Annotated in this window: 18 protein-coding genes; 6 read left to right on the top strand and 12 right to left on the bottom strand. The window is 47.7% G+C overall.

Annotation, left to right across the window (positions count from 1 at the left end; translation table 11 throughout):
- Positions 1 to 16 precede the first annotated feature (16 nt).
- Positions 17 to 1,378, bottom strand: coding sequence for an NAD(P)/FAD-dependent oxidoreductase (locus tag H6G50_RS03455; RefSeq protein ID WP_190713320.1), 1,362 nt, complete (start codon positions 1,376 to 1,378; stop codon positions 17 to 19).
- Positions 1,379 to 1,640: 262 nt separating this feature from the next.
- Between H6G50_RS03455 and H6G50_RS03450 the strand changes: the two genes are divergently transcribed.
- From H6G50_RS03450 to H6G50_RS03440, 3 genes are read left to right on the top strand one after another with little or no spacing between them, the layout of a single operon-like run.
- Positions 1,641 to 3,095 (top strand): NAD(P)/FAD-dependent oxidoreductase, encoded by a 1,455-nt coding sequence (locus tag H6G50_RS03450; RefSeq protein ID WP_190713318.1) that lies wholly within the window; start codon positions 1,641 to 1,643, stop codon positions 3,093 to 3,095.
- A 14-nt stretch (positions 3,096 to 3,109) separates the two neighbouring features.
- Positions 3,110 to 3,604 carry a DUF2231 domain-containing protein gene (locus H6G50_RS03445; RefSeq protein WP_347239863.1) on the top strand — a complete coding sequence of 165 codons (495 nt, stop codon included), beginning with the start codon at positions 3,110 to 3,112 and terminating at the stop codon, positions 3,602 to 3,604.
- Positions 3,601 to 4,218, top strand: coding sequence for a DUF2231 domain-containing protein (locus H6G50_RS03440; protein WP_190713317.1), 618 nt, complete (start codon positions 3,601 to 3,603; stop codon positions 4,216 to 4,218). Before H6G50_RS03445 ends, H6G50_RS03440 begins: the two co-directional genes overlap by 4 nt.
- A 119-nt stretch (positions 4,219 to 4,337) precedes the next feature.
- On the opposite strand, the gene H6G50_RS03435 is transcribed toward H6G50_RS03440, so the two are convergent.
- The 4 genes from H6G50_RS03435 to H6G50_RS03420 form a co-directional block, all read right to left on the bottom strand.
- A complete protein-coding gene (locus H6G50_RS03435; RefSeq protein WP_190713315.1) occupies positions 4,338 to 5,015 on the bottom strand; it encodes a heme-copper oxidase subunit III in 678 nt (225 codons plus the stop codon).
- Between the two features lie 18 nt (positions 5,016 to 5,033).
- Positions 5,034 to 6,707 (bottom strand): cbb3-type cytochrome c oxidase subunit I, encoded by a 1,674-nt coding sequence (locus H6G50_RS03430; protein WP_190713313.1) that lies wholly within the window; start codon positions 6,705 to 6,707, stop codon positions 5,034 to 5,036.
- A gap of 53 nt (positions 6,708 to 6,760) precedes the next feature.
- The gene (locus H6G50_RS03425) at positions 6,761 to 7,666 is read right to left on the bottom strand and encodes a cytochrome c oxidase subunit II (RefSeq protein ID WP_190713311.1); all 906 of its coding nucleotides are present in this window, start codon (positions 7,664 to 7,666) and stop codon (positions 6,761 to 6,763) included.
- A 63-nt stretch (positions 7,667 to 7,729) separates the two neighbouring features.
- A complete protein-coding gene (locus H6G50_RS03420; RefSeq protein ID WP_190713308.1) occupies positions 7,730 to 8,500 on the bottom strand; it encodes a glucose 1-dehydrogenase in 771 nt (256 codons plus the stop codon).
- Positions 8,501 to 8,862: 362 nt separating this feature from the next.
- Here H6G50_RS03420 and H6G50_RS03415 point away from each other — a divergent pair, with 362 nt between their 5' ends.
- From H6G50_RS03415 to H6G50_RS03405, 3 genes are all read left to right on the top strand, one after another.
- Entirely contained in the window at positions 8,863 to 9,138 is a 276-nt protein-coding gene (locus H6G50_RS03415) for a hypothetical protein (RefSeq protein ID WP_190713306.1), read from the top strand.
- Positions 9,139 to 9,149: 11 nt separating this feature from the next.
- Positions 9,150 to 11,834, top strand: a complete 2,685-nt coding sequence (locus H6G50_RS03410) for a glucosidase (protein WP_347239862.1) — start codon at positions 9,150 to 9,152, stop codon at positions 11,832 to 11,834.
- Positions 11,835 to 11,939: 105 nt separating this feature from the next.
- The gene (locus H6G50_RS03405) at positions 11,940 to 13,025 is read left to right on the top strand and encodes an alkene reductase (RefSeq protein WP_190713304.1); all 1,086 of its coding nucleotides are present in this window, start codon (positions 11,940 to 11,942) and stop codon (positions 13,023 to 13,025) included.
- Here the strand turns inward: H6G50_RS03405 and H6G50_RS03400 are convergent.
- The 7 genes from H6G50_RS03400 to mtnB all read right to left on the bottom strand — a co-directional run bounded on the left by H6G50_RS03400 (position 13,022) and on the right by mtnB (position 18,962).
- Positions 13,022 to 14,854, bottom strand: a complete 1,833-nt coding sequence (locus H6G50_RS03400) for a tetratricopeptide repeat protein (RefSeq protein ID WP_190713302.1) — start codon at positions 14,852 to 14,854, stop codon at positions 13,022 to 13,024. The genes H6G50_RS03405 and H6G50_RS03400 overlap by 4 nt on opposite strands.
- A 15-nt stretch (positions 14,855 to 14,869) precedes the next feature.
- Positions 14,870 to 15,127 (bottom strand): hypothetical protein, encoded by a 258-nt coding sequence (locus tag H6G50_RS23955; protein ID WP_206756559.1) that lies wholly within the window; start codon positions 15,125 to 15,127, stop codon positions 14,870 to 14,872.
- Positions 15,105 to 15,326: a hypothetical protein gene (locus H6G50_RS03395; protein WP_190713300.1), complete on the bottom strand. Its 222-nt coding sequence runs from the start codon at positions 15,324 to 15,326 to the stop codon at positions 15,105 to 15,107. Before H6G50_RS03395 ends, H6G50_RS23955 begins: the two co-directional genes overlap by 23 nt.
- Positions 15,327 to 15,516: 190 nt before the next feature.
- Positions 15,517 to 17,160: an SWIM zinc finger family protein gene (locus H6G50_RS03390; RefSeq protein WP_190713298.1), complete on the bottom strand. Its 1,644-nt coding sequence runs from the start codon at positions 17,158 to 17,160 to the stop codon at positions 15,517 to 15,519.
- 370 nt (positions 17,161 to 17,530) lie between these two features.
- Positions 17,531 to 18,070 (bottom strand): DUF4334 domain-containing protein, encoded by a 540-nt coding sequence (locus tag H6G50_RS03385; RefSeq protein ID WP_190713297.1) that lies wholly within the window; start codon positions 18,068 to 18,070, stop codon positions 17,531 to 17,533.
- 5 nt (positions 18,071 to 18,075) lie between these two features.
- Positions 18,076 to 18,348 (bottom strand): YciI family protein, encoded by a 273-nt coding sequence (locus H6G50_RS03380; RefSeq protein ID WP_190713294.1) that lies wholly within the window; start codon positions 18,346 to 18,348, stop codon positions 18,076 to 18,078.
- Positions 18,333 to 18,962 carry a methylthioribulose 1-phosphate dehydratase gene (gene mtnB / locus H6G50_RS03375; protein WP_190713292.1) on the bottom strand — a complete coding sequence of 210 codons (630 nt, stop codon included), beginning with the start codon at positions 18,960 to 18,962 and terminating at the stop codon, positions 18,333 to 18,335. The genes H6G50_RS03380 and mtnB overlap by 16 nt, the downstream gene beginning before the upstream one ends.
- Positions 18,963 to 19,070 lie beyond the last annotated feature (108 nt).

The following is a 19,070-nucleotide window of genomic DNA, read 5'->3' as shown; positions in this document are numbered from 1 at the left end:
CCCTGGCGTTCGGGTTTTAGCTAACGGCTTGAGTGGTTGGCACGTCTTGCTTTTGGACATCTGCGGCGGGGACTTCGGCTCGCAATCCTTTGGGGGAACCTTCCCCAGTAATTAGGCGCGCGCCGCGTCCGCGAGTGAAGTAGTTCCAAGCCCACTGCATCATGACGATCGCTTTATTATCGAATTCAATTAAGTAGTAAATGTGGGCGAATACCCAAATAAACCAGGCGATGATGCCGGAAAGTTTAACGAAACCGAGATCGACAACGGCGGAGTTTTGTCCGATGACGGCGAGACTGCCGTAATCGGAGTAACGAAACGGCGGTAAAACTTCCCCAGCTAGGCGTTTTTTAACGAGTTTGGCGACGTACTGCCCTTCTTGCATGGCGACGGGGGCAACCCCGGGAAGCGGGCGATCGCCTTGGTGGGGGTAGTTGGCGAGGTCGCCGATAACGAAGATATCGGGATAGTTAGGAATGCTGAGATCGGGGGCGACGATGACTCGTCCGGCGCGATCGAGTTCGACTTCGGTGCGATCGTGCAGCACTTTGCCCATTGCGGAAGCTTTTACGCCCGCCGCCCAAAGGATGGTTTTAGCGGCGATGGTTTCTTCACTCTCGCCCGCACGAACCGCGATCGCGCCATCGGCGATATTCGTGACCATCGTTTGCGTGCAAACGGTTACGCCCAGGCGGTTTAAGTCTTCGGCGGCTTTGGCTGAGAGTTCGGGCGGGTAGGGCGGCAGAACGCGATCCAACCCTTCGATTAATAAAATTTTTGTCGTGCCGGGATCGATATGGTGGAAATCGTGCTTGAGCGCGCCGTGAGCGATTTCCGCGATCGCGCCAGCCAATTCTACCCCCGTTGGCCCGCCGCCGACAATGGCAAAGGTCAGCCAAGCGCGGCGTTGCTCGGGATCGGCTTCCTTCTCAGCTTCCTCAAAAGCGGTATAGATGCGACGGCGCATTTCTAAGGCATCTTCAATCGTTTTTAAGCCGGGAGCGTGCGTTTTCCATTCGTCGTTACCAAAGTAGTGGTGGCTGACTCCGGTGGCAACCACGAGCGTATCGTAAGGCAGGGTTCCGTCGGGGAGAATGACGAGTTTTTGAACCGGATCGATATCGACGACTTTATCGAGAACGACGCGGACGTTACGATGATTCCGCAGCACGAGGCGTAACGGCGAGGAAATATCGGCAGGGGAAATGCTTCCGGTTGCAACTTGATACAGTAAGGGTTGAAAGAGGTGAAAGTTGCGCTTATCGATGAGCGTTACTTCAACGGGAGCATTCCGAAAGGCTTGGGCTGCGTAGAGTCCGCCGAAACCGCCACCGACGATAACTACGCGATGTCGCTGAGAGGAGTTTTGCTCGAGCATGGGAATTGATTCCAAGGGGAAGAAGGTTACAAATCGTTATACTCGATTTTGGCAGGCATCGCCAGAAACCCAACGATTGCAAAGCAAAAGTAACTTAACTTCTATCAAACAGATGACTCGTTGGACTTAAAATTTATGCTTCCTCTCTCATAGCGATTGCGAAACGGTTACTCAAAGACCCGAAAAGATTTTTCTTCGATCTTTTCGAGTTTTTAACCTTTATTTTTTTTAATTGAATTTTATCGGCACTAACTCGTGTAGTATGAATCGATCGAATCCAACAGTAATTATCGGGGCAGGTTTTGCCGGACTCTTTACGGCTCTGCATTTGCGCGATCGCGACTATCCGGGTTCGGTTGTGGCGATCGACCCGCAGGAGCGATTTGTTTTCAAACCCATGCTCTACGAAATGTTAACCGGAGAACTCGAGGAAAACGCAGTTTGTCCGACTTATGCCGAGTTGCTAGACGGAAGCGGAATCGATTGGGTTCGGGATGAAGTAAAGTCGTTAGATTTAGCGAAAAAGCAAGTCACTTTAGCGTCTGGTACGCAATATTGCTACCACCGCTTGGTACTGACGGCGGGCAGCGTGCAGGGATATCTGGGAACGGAAGGGGCGCAGGAAAACGCTTTTGCGTTCCGGACGCGAGAAGATGCGATCGCGTTGAAATCCCACTTGCAAGACTGTTTGCAGCAGTCCCTTCAGACTGAGGACGACCAACAGCGACAATCGCGACTAACCTTTGCCGTTGTCGGTGCGGGGCCGGCGGGTATAGAAATGGCAGCCACCCTCGCCGATTTGCTGCCCAGTTGGTACGGAAAAATGGGCGGCAAGGTTGGGAAGATTCGCATTGTTTTAGCCAATCACAGTCAGGAAATTCTTTCGGGGGATGCGAACGAAGCACTCCAAGAACCGGCGCTGAAAGCTTTGCAAGCGAGAACTGTGCCGGTAGAATTGCTGTTAGGCGTGGGCGTGAAGGCTGTTTATCGCGATCGCGTGGAGTATCAACCCGCCGAGAGCGATCGCACCGAAACTTTAGCAACCCAAACGACGATTTGGACGGCAGGAACCGACCTCAATCCCCTCATTAAAAGCCTGAGTTCGCAAATTCCCAAAGAGCATTTAGACAAACACGGTCTTCCCCTCGTTAATCCCACCTTACAACTGCTCGATTTTCCCGATGTCTTTGCTGCCGGAGATTGCGCAATTGTTGCCGAGCATTCCGAACCGCCGCTAGCTCAAGTTGCTTACCAACAAGGAGAAACAATTGCTAGTAATCTCATCGCGCTCAGTCAAGGGAAACCGCTTCAAACCAGCGAGGTTAATTTACGCGGAACCTTGTTAAAATTAGGCCTCAACAATAGCATTGCCAATCTGTTTGATAAGGTTCAAATTGACGGCAAAAGCGGCGACATTCTCCGCAGTTTGACTTATTTAGAACTCCTGCCGACTCCTTGGCATAACTTTAAAGCAACGAGCGAATGGATTAAGGAAGAAGTTTTCCACCGCTATTACCAACCTGAAGTTTATACCGATCGCGCGGGTAAACGACACATTCTCACCCCAAAAGAAGAAAAAGCGCGATCGCTGGTTAAAGCTTTAGCAATCTTAGCGCCGCTTGCCCTCCTTGGGGCAGCCTACCTCGCATTGCGAACGCCCCCCTCCGAAAAACTCAGCCCCCGTCCCTCAACCTCCCCCACTCAAACGGATCCTTAAAAGGAAAAACCATCGTGCTGCTACTCACCTTAAATGACAAAAATCTACCCTACCCCGACCCCCTACACCCGATTATCGTTCACTTTGTCATCGCAATGGTTTTTTTCGCCTATTTTTGCGATCTGGTGGGATATCTCAGCCGCAAACCCACCTGGTTAGAAGTCAGTTGGTGGAATCTCCTCGTGGCTTCGGTTGCAATCTTTTTTGCTGTTATCTTCGGAGAATTTGAAGCTGGGTTAGCCGAACCCTATACCGCAGCCCAAACCGCCTTAGATTGGCATACAATTACCGGCTGGTCGCTTTCAGCTATTTTGGTCGGTATTACGGCTTGGCGGGGCGTTCTGCGGCGGCAAAATCCGGGTAAAATTCCTGTCGTTTATCTCGGTGTTGCCACCCTTTTGGTCGTTCTCGTTTTCTTTCAAATGTATCTCGGCGACTTGTTAGCTTGGGTTTATGGCTTGCATTCGCCTTTTGTCGTCAAAGCAATCCGAGAAGGCACTTTAAAATGAATCCACAACTCATCGAACAGTTAAAACAAATCGGGATTGAAGTTGGGGCGAATGGCTTGCCCTACCGTTTTCCCCTGCATCCCAACTTCGTCCATTTGACGTTAGGTTTGTTTATTATCGCGATCGTGTTTGATTTTGCCGGGACGCTGTTTCCCCTCGAACGACCGATCCTCAAGTTTTTAGCCCTTCCCGTCAGTCGCACTCACTTATTTGATGTTGGTTGGTACAACGCCGTCGCCGGGGCAGCAATCTCTTTTTTCACCGTCGGAACGGGATTTTTTGAGATTCTCTTAGCCCAACCCGATTCCCAGGTCAAAAGTTGGGGATTGGGAGCGGGATCGACCTTGCTATTACACGGTGTCGGAGGCGTTGTCTTGCTGGGCGCGATCGTTGCCATGACCGTATGGCGGGGATATCAGCGTTTCGATTGGCGAAAAAATAGCCCCCGACAAGTGCAGTGGAGTTACTTAATCGCGGGCGTTTTTTTGCTTGGGTTTATGTTCGTTCATGGAACCCTTGGAGCGCACCTCGGAGCAGAATTCGGCGTTCACAATACCGCCGCCCAGTTAATTCATTTGGGAGAAAACCCAGGAGAAGTTTTAAAGCCTTATTAGACTAATTCTAAGATGACTTTGCATAGAATTAATTTTCCTAAATTTTCAGGATAACGGTGCGTTACGCTTCGCTAACACACCCTACTTTTCATTCTATACAGCTTCACATCAATCGGGTATTAGCCTCTCCAAAGATAAATCAATGAAAACAACACAATCCACAGCACATCTACAAAATGCCAAAACAGAGAAATTGCCGTGACCCCATAATGACCCTTTTGATAAATACGAGGAATAAAAGAACGAATTAACATCGCGGTGAGTAAAATAATACCAACCGCAACGTGCAATCCGTGAAAGCCCGTGAGTAAATAGTAAGTCGAGCCTAACAATCCCGTAGAGGGACTAAAATCATTCCCAAGCCATTCTTTCACTTCGGCGTAGAGAAAAAACGCACCCATCAGCACCGTCATCAACCACAGCAAGCGAAACCGCGCTATTTTTCTTTTTTTGAGGGCGCGTTCGGCAAAATAAATAACGATACTGCTAGAAAGCAAAATGATAGAGCTAAGAAGAGTTTGCGCCGACATTTCCGGCCCTTTAACTCCAGGAGGAATCCAGGTTTCGGCTGTCGCGCGCAGAGCAATGTAGCTAATAATAAAGACAGCAAAAATAAAGCTTTCAGAAATTAAGAAAGCTAAAAAACCGAACAGCGTTTTTTCTTCTTCGCGATGGTGATGTCCGCCACCGATTGGCAAAAAGTTGCGCAGCCACGCGGGAAAATACTTTCGCAGTTTAGGAAGATTAAATGGGCTTTCATCTTTGATTCTTTGAATATCGGGAGTCGAATTTTCCATAGCTGTAATCAATTTCTCCTATCGATTCGCCAAGTGTGGATGCGAGTATTTATCTCGACCGTAATCGTAAGGAGGAAAGTCAACGACCGGAATCTCTTCAAAATTTTCTTTAGGAGGCGGAGAACTCGTCGTCCATTCTAGTCCTGTCGCCAACCAAGGGTTCTTTGTTGCTTTTTTTCCTTGCAGCCAGGAAAAAGCAATGTTAGCAATGAAAGGCAGTATCGAAACGCCCAGGAGAAAAGACCCCAAACTCGCTAAGATATTCCAATCTACATATTGAGGATCGTAAGAAGAGATACGGCGAACCATCCCCTGCAAACCTAAAGGAAACATCGGAAAAAAACAAAGGTTAGCGCCGATAAAAGTTAGCCAAAAATGGAGCTTACCCAACCCTTCTAAGTACATCCTCCCTGAAATTTTGGGAAACCAGTAGTAAATGCCTCCAAATAGAGCCATTGTAATGGTGTTGTAAACGATATAGTGGAAGTGACCGACGATAAAATAAGTATTGTTAACGTGCAGATCGAAAGGCATCGCGCCTAGCATTACTCCCGTAATTCCTGCAAATAAAAACATCATCACCCCACCCATAGCAAACAACATTGGCGTTTCTAAATGAAGTTTGCTTTTCCAAATTGTCGCCGTCCAAGCAAAAACTTTAATTCCTGTGGGAATGGCAACGAGTTCGGTACTAAACATAAATAAGATTCTGAGCCATTCGGGAGTACCGCTCGCAAACATATGATGCGCCCAAACAAAACCCGTAATCGGGACAAAACTAATCGTTGCCAAAGCCACCGAACGATAGCCAAATAAGGGGTTGCGAGTGAAGGCGGGTATGATTTCCGAAAAAATCCCAAATATCGGCAATACCCACACATAAACTGTAGGGTGAGAGTAAAACCAAAATAGATGTTGATACAGAACAGGATCGCCTTGTGCAGTCGGTCTAAAAAAGTTAGCCCCTAGGGTCAGATCGGCTAGAAGCATGAGGGCTACTCCGGTTAAAGCGGGTAAGTAAATTAATTGCATTAGCTGAGCCGTTAAAGTCGCCCAAACTAGAATCGGTAGCCGAAAATAAGTCATTCCCGGCGCGCGCAGCCAAACGATTGTTGTCACAAAGTTAACGGCGGTCATAATTGAAGAAATCCCCAGAATAACAATGCTGAGAATCCAAAATAATTCGCCATTAATAATGTTTCCAGAAGGATTTTGTAGGCTTAGCGGCGGGTAATTCCACCATCCTGCTTGCGCCGCGCCACCGGGCAGAAAAAAACTAGAGATTAGCACGATACCGCCGACGGGAACCAGCCAAAAACCGATCGCGTTCAGTTTGGGAAAGGCCATATCCTTGGCTCCGATCGCCAGGGGAACGACATAATTGGATAAACCCGCGATCGAGGGTATAATCCATAAAAAAATCATGACCGTGCCGTGAATGGTAAATAAGGAATTGTAGAACGGGCGATCGACCAAATCCGAAGCGGGCGTGATTAGCTCGGCGCGGACGATCATCGCCAGCAAACCTCCGATTAAAAAGAAGGTAAATGCCGTCACCAAATATTGAACGCCGATAACTTTATGGTCGGTATTGAAGGTAAAATAGCGTCGCCAGTTTTTTTCCGATTCGGCAAGCGTATGCTTCGATTCCGATTCAGGTAGAGTGACACCATGTACGAGATTATTGGGCATATTCGGTCTAGAAAATTGAAAATTAATATAGGCTGGGTTGGGAAGTTTCTGGGCTAATTTTTCGCGATCGCGTCATTGCTTGCAGTAATTTCTTCAGAACGAGCCGGAACGACAGTGGGATAATGACTATCAAAAACTCTTTCGTGCGGATTAGTATATTCCAAAGCTGCCAAATTCCTAGCGGCGTTATCGCTCTCTCGTGCCAACCATTGTTGATAGTCTTCTTGTGTCTCTACATAGACATCGGCTTCCATCAGTGCGAAGTAAGTGCCGCTTAATTGGGAATCGTGTAGCTTGTATTTTCCGACGCGATTCGGAATAAATTGAAAGGCAATATCGCGAGTGGGAATAATATCTTGTTTGATCCGAAATTCGGGGACGTAAAAGCCGTGCAGTACGTCTTCTGACTGTAACATCAAACGAACCCGTCGATCGACAGGTAGATGTAGCTCGCGATCGATCTTTCCATCGGGGTAATGGAAATCCCAAGCCCATTGTTTGGCAACTACGCCAATCGTTACTAACGCTTGGTTCGTATTTGTAGCCGCTACTTCTAAATCCTTGGGTTGGCTAGCAGAAGCTAATAGTTCTTTGGGGCCTGCCACATCCATACGAACATAAATATTAAAGCTATAAATGCCAATCCACAAGACCAGTAAGGTAGGGACGACCAACCAAACAACTTCTAATTTCCAGTTATGTCTAAAAGCGTGTCCTTCGGTGTAGTCGCCAGGAGCGGCTCGATTAAAAATTAGGGAATAGATTAGCATTCCCATCACTACCAAAAAAATGACCGACCCCATCGTGACGAGGAAGCTAAATAAATGGTCGATTTCTCGGGCATCAGTTGAGGCTTCTAGGGGCATCCAGGAATAGGAAAGTTTTCCCAACCCATAGCTCGTTACAACGATCGCTACTACGCCAAGCGCGATCGCGATATATTCAAAAGTTCTACTCATAATTCTCGAATTTGGTGACAACAACTTTTAGAGAAGTAGAGATAGAAATCGTATCCATCTTAATTACTGCTCTTGATAATTCCACAACAGACCGCCATCGACGTAAAAAGTCGAACCCGTGATATATTTCGCTTCATCGGACGCTAAAAACGCGACGAGTGCGGCAACATCTTCGGGTTCTCCCAAATGTCCGAGGGGAATATTTTTCGTGACTTTTTGGAGCAGTTCGGGATTGTTGAGTAAGTTCTGATTAATGGGCGTAGCGATCGCGCCGGGAGAGACATTATTAATCGTAATGCCCATCGAACCTAATTCTACAGCTAGATTGCGAGTTATCATTTTGAGTCCGCCTTTACTGGCACAGTAAGACGTAAAGTGAGGAAAAGGGAGTTCTTCGTGAACGGAACTGATATTGATGATTTTGCCGGGATTGTTGGTGGCTCTAAAATGCTTAACTACAGCTTGGGTCGCAAAAAAGACGGCTTTGAGATTGATATTTAAGACTAAATCGTAGTCTTCTTCTGTAACATCCCAAAAATCAGCGCGTTTTTCGATTCCCGCATTGTTCACCAGAACATCGACTTTGCCAAAGCGCTCGATGCTTTCTCGAACTAAGTTTTCAATCTGGTCTACTTTAGCGAGATTAGTCTGAACGATGTGACTTTCCGAACCCACTTCTTGGATCTTTTCTTGAGTCTCTTGCGCTTCTTGGGCATCAGAGTGATAATTAATGACCACTTTGGCTCCTTCTCGCGCTAGAAACTGACAAATACTTTGTCCGATTCCGCCGCTGCCGCCGGTTACAATTGCAACTTTATTTTCTAACTTTTTCACAATCTTTAAGATGTTCTCCTAAAAGGTTAAATTGGGAAACAAGAGGGCATTGAGGGAATAAGAACCCTGCCCAAGGATCGTCAGCAGTAGCATAATGACAATGTAAACAAAGGCTTTTTCGTATTCTATAAAACATTCCTAACTCTAAATTCAGGGGCAAACATCAATCTATAGTTAGAGAGACAATCCCTCAACAGGGTGGTAGTCTGATCCGTTAGGAAACTCAGTGAAAGAGAAAGTTACGCGCAGCGATGCGATTGAGCCTCCGTCTTTTTCGGTCGGAGAGTGATTCAATACAATTCTAGAATTAAGGTCGGTAGAGGTCTGGGAGCGAGATCTATCCAAAAAGATGGAAAGGAATTATGCTTGCTCAACCTTGTATTGCGCTTAACTCACCAGAACTCGGGAAAATGCTCCCAAAGATGGTAATGCAATTGAACGCGACCGAGCAACAAGATGCGAATCCCACCAATCCGCCGATCGCGAATAGTTTGCAAAGAGAACAGTATATCGGCATCGGCGTGTTGGTCATCTTAATCATTCTCGCGATCGGTTTATTCAGTCGCAAGCTGGAATACGCGATCGTTTTCAGTTTAATCTTGAGCTTAGGTTTTATGGCCTTCGGCTTTTTATTTTAAGAAAAGCAACTGTGAAACTTGAAAATTGGCTTATGACGGAAGAAGAGGTAAGGTTAAAGCGCGATCGCGATCGCGTCGAATACTGGAAGCGCTGGGGTCCCTACCTCAGCGAGCGCCAGTGGGGAACCGTTAGGGAGGATTACAGCCCCAATGGAGAGGCTTGGGACTATTTTCCGCACGATATCGCCCGATCGCGCGCTTATCGTTGGGGAGAAGATGGGATCGCGGGGATTTCTGATAACCATCAGCGCCTCTGTTTTTCTCTCTCCCTCTGGAACGGTGCAGATGCGATTTTGAAGGAACGATTGTTCGGTCTGACGGGATCGCAAGGAAACCACGGGGAAGATGTTAAGGAATATTACTTCTATCTTGACAATACGCCAACTCATTCCTACATGAAATATTTGTATAAATATCCTCATGTTGCCTTTCCTTATGACGATTTAGTTGCTGAAAATCGCCGCCGCGATCGCCAAAACCAGGAATACGAACTACTCGATACGGGGATATTTGCTGAAAATCGTTATTTTGACGTAGCGATCGAGTATGCCAAGCGATCGCCGGAAGATATTTTAATTCAGATTTCCGCTAGCAATCGCGGCAGCGAGGCGAAAGTCTTACACCTTTTGCCGACCTTATGGTTTCGCAATACTTGGTCTTGGGGGAAAAATGTTGAGAAGCCGTCGCTTAAAGCCCTTCAGGACGGTGCGGAATGGCGATGTATTGAAGCAAAAGAACAGAATCTCGGTTCGCGCTGGCTTTACTGTGCAAAGAATCCCGAACTGCTTTTCGTGGAAAATGAAACCAACCTCCAGCGACTTTTTGGGGTTCCCAATCCATCGCCCTACGTCAAAGATGGCATTAATAATTATGTCGTCAACGGTCAAAAAGAGGCAGTAAATCCTGTCGGTATCGGCACTAAAGTTGCCGCTCGCTATCAAGTTTTAATTCCTCCCGGTCAGACGCAAATCATTCAGTTGCGACTGAGCAATAAGGCAGATTTAACCGAGCCGTTTGGTCGCGAATTCGAGCAAATCTTCGCCAGTCGCATTCAAGAAGCCAATGACTTTTACGATCGCTTCTGTTCCCCCGAACTCTCCCCAGACAAGCGCAACATTCAACGACAAGCGTTTGCTGGGATGTTATGGAACAAGCAATTCTACCATTACGTTGTTACCGAATGGCTCGAGGGCGCTCCCGGACAATCCCCGCCCCCAGCGCAAAGACAAGAAGGACGAAATAGTCGCTGGCAGCATTTTTATAGCGATGACGTGCTTTCAATGCCCGATAAGTGGGAATATCCCTGGTTTGCGGCTTGGGATTTAGCCTTTCATACCCTACCTTTTGCGGCGATCGATCCCGATTACGCCAAGCACCAATTACATCGATTGACCCGCGAATGGTATATGCACCCTAACGGTCAGTTGCCCGCCTACGAATGGTCGTTTGATGATGTTAATCCCCCCGTTCATGCTTGGGCGGCAATGCAAGTTTATCAAATCGAACGACAACTTTACGGGCGATCGGATATCAAGTTTTTAGAGAGGGTTTTTCAAAAACTCTTACTAAATTTTACTTGGTGGGTAAATCGGCAAGATTTAAAAGGAAAAAATGTATTTGAGGGCGGTTTTTTAGGCTTAGATAATATCAGTATTTTCGATCGCAGCAAACCGTTCCCAGGAGGCAGTTACATCCAACAATCTGACGGAACAGCTTGGATGGCGATGTATTCCTTAAATATGCTAGAAATTGCCTTAGAGTTAACTCAATACAATCCAGTTTACGAAGATATTGCCAGCAAGTTTTTCGAGCATTTTATTTACATTGCCGATGCGATGAATAGTTTGGGTTGTGCCTCAACAGAGTTGTGGGATGATATCGACGGATTTTATTACGATGTTCTCAATATACCGGGGCGAGAACCCATTCGCTTAAAGGTTCATTCTTTAGTGGGAATCGTGGCTTTATTCGCGATCGCAACAATTTCTCACGAAACATTACATCGCTTACCAGAGTTTAAGCGGCGAGCGACTTGGTTTCTAGAAAATCGTCCGGGTTTAGCTATGAATATCGCTTATTTAGAAGCGACGGGGACAGAAGGGATCAGCATCTTATCCCTATTACCGCTAGATCGACTGAGGCGGATTCTACAAAGGTTGCTCGATGAAAATGAGTTCCTCAGTCCGTGGGGAATTCGTTCTTTATCTCGCTACCATACCGAACATCCTTTTTCACTTTCTTTCGATGGGCAAGACTATTGCCTCGACTACGAACCCGCCGAATCGACAACAGGTTTATTTGGGGGAAACTCCAACTGGCGCGGTCCGATTTGGTTTCCGATTAACTACTTAATTATTGAAGCTTTGCAGAAATTTGATAGCTATCTAGGCGACGATTTTAAAGTGGAATGTCCGACGGGTTCCGGGCAAATGATGACCTTGAAACAAGTTGCTGTCGAATTAGGGAATCGCTTAAGGAGAATTTTTCAGCAAGATTCTGCGGGAAAGCGACCGGTTTATGGGAGAACCGCGCAGCTTCAAAGCGATCGCTACTGGCGAGATTTAATCCTATTTTATGAATACTTTCACGGGGATAATGGTGCTGGGTTAGGTGCTTCTCACCAAACGGGTTGGACGGGGCTAGTGGCGATGTTGATGCCCCCATTAAGCGATCGCAATTTTTTCACTGAAAACTGAGATCGTCGCCTAGCAGGGTGCGATCCCAATGAGAATATTAGCCAATCTTGCTTAACTGACACAGTAAGCTAGACTAATCGCATTATCAACTTTAGTTGTCGTTTCATGTCACTACCTCATCTCTTTTCCACGCTGCAAGTCGGTGCTTTAAAGCTTCCTAACCGAATCCTCATGGCTCCTCTCACCCGCTGCCGTGCCGATCGAGACCATGTTCCGACTTCATTAATGGCAGAATATTACAGTCAACGCGCTAGTGCTGGAGCGATTATTGCAGAAGCGACGGCGGTTATGCCGGGTTGTTCTGCATTTGGTGCCGATCCCGGAATTCATAATGATGCTCAGGTTGCGGGCTGGAAGGAAGTCACCGATGCGGTTCATGCTAAAGAAGGTCGGATTGTTCTTCAACTATGGCATGGGGGTCGAGCTTGTCACCCGTTATTAAATGATGGTGCAATTCCGGTGGCTCCGAGTGCAATTCCGATTACAAACGACGAATTCCACGGGCCGCAGGGTAAAGTTCCTTATGTCACTCCTCGCACGTTAGAGGATGATGAAATTCCGACGATTATTGCTGGGTTCAAATCGGCGGCAGAAAATGCAAAAACTGCTGGATTCGATGGCATTGAAATTCACGGCGCAAACGGTTATTTACTCGATGAATTTCTGCGGGACGGTAGCAATCAACGCAGTGGTGCTTATGGCGGTTCGGTAGAGAATCGCGCGCGTTTGATGCTGGAAGTATTGGAGGCGACAATCGATGTTTGGGGGAGCGATCGCGTGGGTTTAAGACTCTCGCCGCTCAATAGTTACAATAGTATGAAAGATAGCGATCCCATCGGTACGTTCGCTTGGCTAGCTGCTCGTCTCAACGATTACAATCTTGCCTATCTGCACGTGATGCGGGCTGATTTTCTGGGCGAACAGCAAGGCGACGTGCTGACTCCAATTCGCGAAGCCTATAATGGTGTCTTAATTGGCAATACCGGCTATACCGCAGAAGAGGCGGAAAACGCGATCGCTAACGGTCAATTGGATGCGATCGCTTTTGGAACCTTGTTTTTAGCAAATCCCGATCTCCCGACTCGCTTTGCTCAAAATGCGCCGCTCAACGATCCAGTTCCGAGCAAGTTTTATTCACCTGGAGCGGAGGGATATACGGATTATCCTTACTTGGCTGAGGCTAATGTTTAATGATCTTGTCGATAGCGCTCTAACAATACGGGTAGATAATCGTACCCATCGACTCCGATCGCGCCGATAATTGCAGTACGATAGTCTTGCAGCGCTGTTTTAACGCTTTCTTTGCCGACTTCTCCTTGCAATACCAACAATAATCCCGCCGGTTGTCGCCATTCGTTCGCCCCCATCTGTTCGAGCAGGTACATTCCCAAGGCAGCGCTGGCGATGGCTTTAGGGGTGGCTCCGGTTTGGCGGTAAGCTTCGGCGATATAGGCGTAGTTTAAGGCATAGAGGTAGCGATCGCCGGATATCTGCGCGGCTTCTAATCCTGGGGCTAAAAATTGCAGGGCTTCTTCTGCTCGTTCTAGCACGACGCAAGCGATACCTAAACTATTGTAGGCGAGGGCTTGGGTTTGGCGATCGCCGAGTTTCTGCGCTAAGTTTAACCCTTGTTCGAGGTAATTCATCGCCATTTCGTAAGCTTCTGCTTCTAAGCGATCGCGCTGTCTAGCCGAAAGAACTTCGCCGTAGCCTAAGTTGACCAAGGCGTTGGCTTCTCCGGGGCGATCGCCTTCGGTGCGTGCCAGTATTAGGGCGCGCTGTCCGAGGCGGATTGCTTCGGCGTAATTCTTAATCGCTACGCAAATCCGGCTTAAATGGTTTAAATTCGCGACTTCGCAGGCTTTATCGTTGCTGCTGCGGGCGATATCGAGCGCTTGTTCGTGAAAGTTCGTCGCAGCATCGTATTGCCCGAGGGCTTGTTGCGAGTAACCGAACAGGGTGAGAATTCTGGCTTTTTCGGGCGTTGCTTCCAAGCGTCCGAGGGGTTCGTCAAAGTAGTTGAGCGCGTCGTTGAGGGCTTTACCGCCAAAGGAGGCAAAAACGCCGCCGTAGAGGGGAAAATCGTCGCGATTGGCGATCGCGCGCAGGGTTTGCAAGGTCATGTGAAAGCTCGCTTCGGCAAGGGTCGGCTGACTTTGTAAACCGCTGGCGAGTTGACTCCAAAGGGCGGCAAAGGTGAGGAGGGTGCTGAAGGAGAGTTGTTTGCCGATTTTGGCATCGTAGGGCTGTTTGTCGAACCAAATGACGAGGCCGCGTTGGAGGTATTGTAGGAGAAGGGTGAGGTCTAACCAAGCGGCGCGATCGATTTCGCGGGCGTTGGGGAGGGCGCTAACGGCAGGTTGGTTGCGGGCGAGGGTGGCGAAGAGTTGCCTCGGTAGGTCATGGGGGCTGTGTTTGGCCCAGACTGCCCAAGGGCCGCGCGCTGCTTCGACTTCGCCGAATCCGAGGTTGCTTTTGCCTTGCTCGTAAATCCAACTAATTAAATACTCTTCTAGGGCGTTGAAGGATTCGATTCCTTGGCTGATGCCGGTGGCGAGTTGCCTCAAATCCTCTGCTAGGGCGGGTTCGGGGGCAATGGTAGCGGTTTGCTGGAGCGATCGCGCCAATTGTTGCAGCAGCAGCCCATCAAAGGCTTGTTTTTGGTTGGGATCGAGAATGGAGAGGAGGACGCGCAAACGTTCATCTGGTGCAGCGCTGAGGATTTGTTGGGCGGCTGATGCGATCGCGTCTTGTCCTCGGTTTTCCTGTTGGTAGCGCTCCCATTCTCCTTGTAAGGTTTGCAGCGCTCGTAATACCCGCGCTGCCTTGACTTTTGTTTCGAGTTGTGCTTCTGTTGCGGTGACTTTTTCCAGGAGGCAGCGATCGAAAATTTCCTGCGTTCCCGGTTCGATTTCCTCAACGAGGAGCTTGTAAACTTGCGTTTTCGAGCGAATTTTGCCCTCTAAGGTCAGATTGGCAACTCGGTCGATCAGTTCTAGGTAGCGATCGCGTATCATCATCTTTTGTACTCAAAACTAACTTAAAAAGCTTTCATATTCATCATGCTCGCCAATCCAAAACCAATAGTAATCGTCCCCCTTTTTCAAAGCTAATGCTCGATATCCGCTACTAATACGAGCAGACCACAATTGCTTGTCAACTTTCTTAAAATGCAGGGATGGGTGGAGTGAATTTTCGCTCCAAAGTTTATACGCTTTTCTCGCTTGCTGCTTGATGACAGATGACAATTTAGCATACGATTTCCAAAACTCAGCCGTTGCGTAGGACTTCATCCAAATCTCTCACGTTTCCGCGTGCAATATCTTCTTCGGCTCGAGCGATGAGGCGAGCCAGCTTTCCCGATGCAAAGTCTGCTTCGATCTGCCGATCCCACTTCTTATCGAGGTATTCTTGAAGCCACTTAGCAAGATTGCGGACTTCTCCTTCAGGTAATTGCTCGATTGCTGATTCAATCTCTAAGCGAGTATTCATAGCGTCTGTCCTTTACGCCCGTTCGTGGCGGCAGCCCAATGACATTTTTAGTAAAACTAGCTTTTTTTATAGCCTTAATGACTCTATTTATTATTAATATAAATCCTCCTTTTTTTGACCGATTATTCGATGTTATCAAATTGCGAGTCTTTCTGCAACAGCCGTTTTCTTGTCGAATTTTGCTTTCAATTTACCTCATCTGCCTTGCGTGCTGCATTCTCAACGCCAAAATATGTTCGCACGGCCCCTTATAAAGTTTATTTTGTGTATGCCAATTGCAAGTACATTCAGCGTTAATAATGCGCTCGTCGGTATCTACCGTTAAGGAAGGTTCGTAAGTTCTACCTCGATCTTCCACCGTACCTTGAAGCACGAGAGTCCCGGCGCGATCGCTAGTTGCGGCGGTGACGCGCGCGGCGTTATTCTGGAGGAAGCGCGTTGCATTTTCCTCACGATTATTAGCAAAGCGCAATCGTTCCATCGGGAGCGGTTCTCGACTTAACTCGCGCACCCGATAAACCTGTTTATTTAAGTCATAAATTGCGCGTCCTGCTTGCGTATACGCCCCCAACGCTCCTAACACGACTGCTGTACTTAAATTCAGACGTTTTGCTAGGGCTTCCGGCGTTTCTAACCAGTTTTCTCGTAACGCTTCAAAGACTCGTTTCTGCGTCCATTCATCCACATCAGCGCGCGGAGCCATTAGGTCAAAATTCCCCGACTGCGACCAATCATTTGCCGTCCATCCCGATAACCCTAAAGTAAAGGATAAATCGCCCAAATCTGCCACATAAAAGGAGGGCATTCCCGTTCCCAATAAATGCACCGTAAATTTCTTAGCAGTGGGAATTAAACGCTCTAAAATATGAAGGCGGCGGCGACCCCAAACGCGCACCATTTGTTCGGAATTTCCCGTATAAATCGATCGCGGGCAAACAACCTCAATTCCCCACGGATCGAAAATGACGCGAATGGGTTTTCCCGGTTGTAAGTGGTAGCGCATACTTCGCGGTCCTTTCTGTTCCTTATGGCGGCGCAGCACGAAGCAAATATTGTGAATATCCATCGGCTGCAAGTCGAATTTAACCGCCGGTAAAGACATGGCAGAACTAACTTGCAGAAAGCCTCTAACCCAGCTATCGGGCAGGTCGATTTTAACTTCTTTAAAGCTTTCTTCGTGGGTTGTTTGCACTTCAAATCCCGAAGGATCGATTTGAAATTGGGTCGTTTTATAACTGCGGATTTTTTGAAATTCGTCGTAGAGAGCAGCCGAGTAGTCAATGTTAGTGGTTCCGCAAGCAAACTCATTGATATTTTTAAAAACTTCGTAGCTTGCCCCCACTCGTCCATAACTCGATTCATCCTGACTGAAGCATTCAAAAAATACTTCGTCGGGATGGACGGTAATCACGGGGTCGAGTACGAACCAAGCATCGTAATCGCGTTCGTAAAGGTATCCAAAAAATTTATATTTCGCTTGATAGTAGGGCTGTAGACGATAAAAACTTTGTTGATTCAAGCTTTTTAGTTCTGTTTGCAATGCCTCAATCTTTTCTGAAACTCCAGCTTTTTGAGCAGCAATAATATAGCTATCGATTTCGTCTTGTTGGGCGCGCCATTGTTTGTATTCTTCCCGATCTTTAGGTTTGAAGCGCAGGTCGGAAACCACAACGCTATGAAGCGCACTGATTGCTTCGCGAAAGGCAACATTTTTTCTCAATTCCCCCACAAAATAAGTCGGCGGTCTTTTGGTGTCCGGGGAAAAGGACATTTGCGTATCGCTGCCGCTATTACTAACGTTGCTGCTGCCTTGGTAAGCGTATTCAAATTCCATTTTTCACCTCAATTTTGACTTGAAAAAAAGACGCGATCGAATAATTTGTAATTCGTAACTCGTAATTCGTAATTTCAGGTTACAAGCCTCTGATTTTAAACCCGATCGCGAAAAAAGCTAGAGTTTTTCATTGAGGTTTGCCCTCCCTAAGTTGAGAGGGCAGCTAGCTGCGATCGCGCTTTTTAAGACTGGGCAGGGTAACGTTGAATAGCACTGAAATAAGCGTTAAAAAATCGCCGTAGAGACGTTGTATACAACGTCGTTATTGATATTTCGTAGGGTGGGCAGCGCCCACCAGCCTTAAGTTAGTGGCATTCGAGTAACGTTGACTGATAGACAATAATTTTATCGCAAATTTCATTGCACTCCGCTACTCTCCCAGACGGCGCAAAATAAAGAAGAACGGTGTTTTCATCCCTTTCAAGTCCATGATACCCAATACGGCATTGTCATCGAGCTTTCGGAAAACATCGTTAATGGGCAGTTTGTCGTAAATCATCGTTGCACTGGACTTCCCCCGATACTCAGTCATGCGCAACCGGGCGCTGGAATCGGAGGTCGCTAGCAAAGGCATAATGGTATGGAAGAGTTTTTCCATAAAAGGGTTACTACGCACGGGCTTGCGATCGATTCCGTTTAGCGATGGCCCCATAAACGCTGGATTGAGCGATACCAGCTTATTGTTAAGGGTAGAGAACACAAGGGGGTGAACCTCTTCCTCACTCTCAAATCGCTTCCCGTACCAGCGATACGCCTCTAGTACCCCATCTAGCGGGTGATTCGTCGGGAAACTTTCACCTTTCCAGTTCCCGATTATAAAGCTAATCTCAACGGGTTCCAAGGAATCAAAGAGTGCAAACGCCTCTTCTGTCGTCTTACCAACGGTATTTAACTTTTCAATAACGTTCATTTTAATTACAAATCTCCTACAACAATTCGCCACTCGTGTAATTCATAATTAACACAGCCGTTCGCAATCAAGGGATCGGCTTCCACAATTGCTTTTGCTTCTTCCATCGATGCGGCGGCAAATAACAGCATTCCGCCGCCGTATTCTGCCCAATAGCCGCTTTTTGCGCGGTATCCTTTCGCAATCAGGCTGCGGACGTAATCTCGGTGGGCAGGAACGTAGCGATCGAAGGTATTTTTGTCAACAATCCCTTTTTCAATCTTTACAAACCAGGGCATGAGTCTTTGAGGTACAAACGGGCTTGTAGTAGGTAGCGGAAGAGGTATTCGGCAATTTCGACGCGATTTTGAGCGATCGCGGGGGAAGCCGCCCAAACGGTTACGCCGTGGTTGCGGATGAGGAGGGCGGGAACGTCGGGGGGCGAAGTTTGGAAGCGATCGCGAATGGCTTCGGCAATGCGCGGAACGCTGGCATAATTTTCAAACAGGGGCATACTCACTTGCGGGTTTTCTTCCCAAATATCAAAGCCTTTAATCATTTCAATGGGAGGTAACGGGATGCGATCGCCCGAGTGTAAACTCGATACTAAATTCGCTTCCACAGAATGGACGTGGTAGCACGCCATCGCCTCCGGAAACAAACTGTAAATCGCTTGATGAATGCTAGTTTCTGCGGAAGGGCGATTCCCCGCAGCGGGCGACTCCAGAACTTCTCCGGTTAGGGAAACGCGCACAAAATCATCTTCCCCTAACAATCCTTTTTGCTTGCCGCTGGCAGTAATCCAAAAACTGCCATCTTCCGCCCGGGCGGAGAGGTTGCCAGCAGTCCCGAACATCCAACCGAGTTGATAAAATTGACGGGCGGCGGCAATAACGCTAGGACGAGGATTCATTGATAATGGATAATGGATAATGGACAATTGATAACGGGTTGGCGATGTTTTGTAATTGATAATTGAGTAGGGTGGGCAGCGCCCACCAGCCTTAAGTTAGCGCCATTC

It is taken from the genome of Oscillatoria sp. FACHB-1406, assembly GCF_014698145.1.
Classification (GTDB): Bacteria; Cyanobacteriota; Cyanobacteriia; order Cyanobacteriales; family Spirulinaceae; genus FACHB-1406.
Note: the sequence above shows the minus strand (reverse complement) of the source record. Positions and strands in the feature narration are given on the sequence as shown.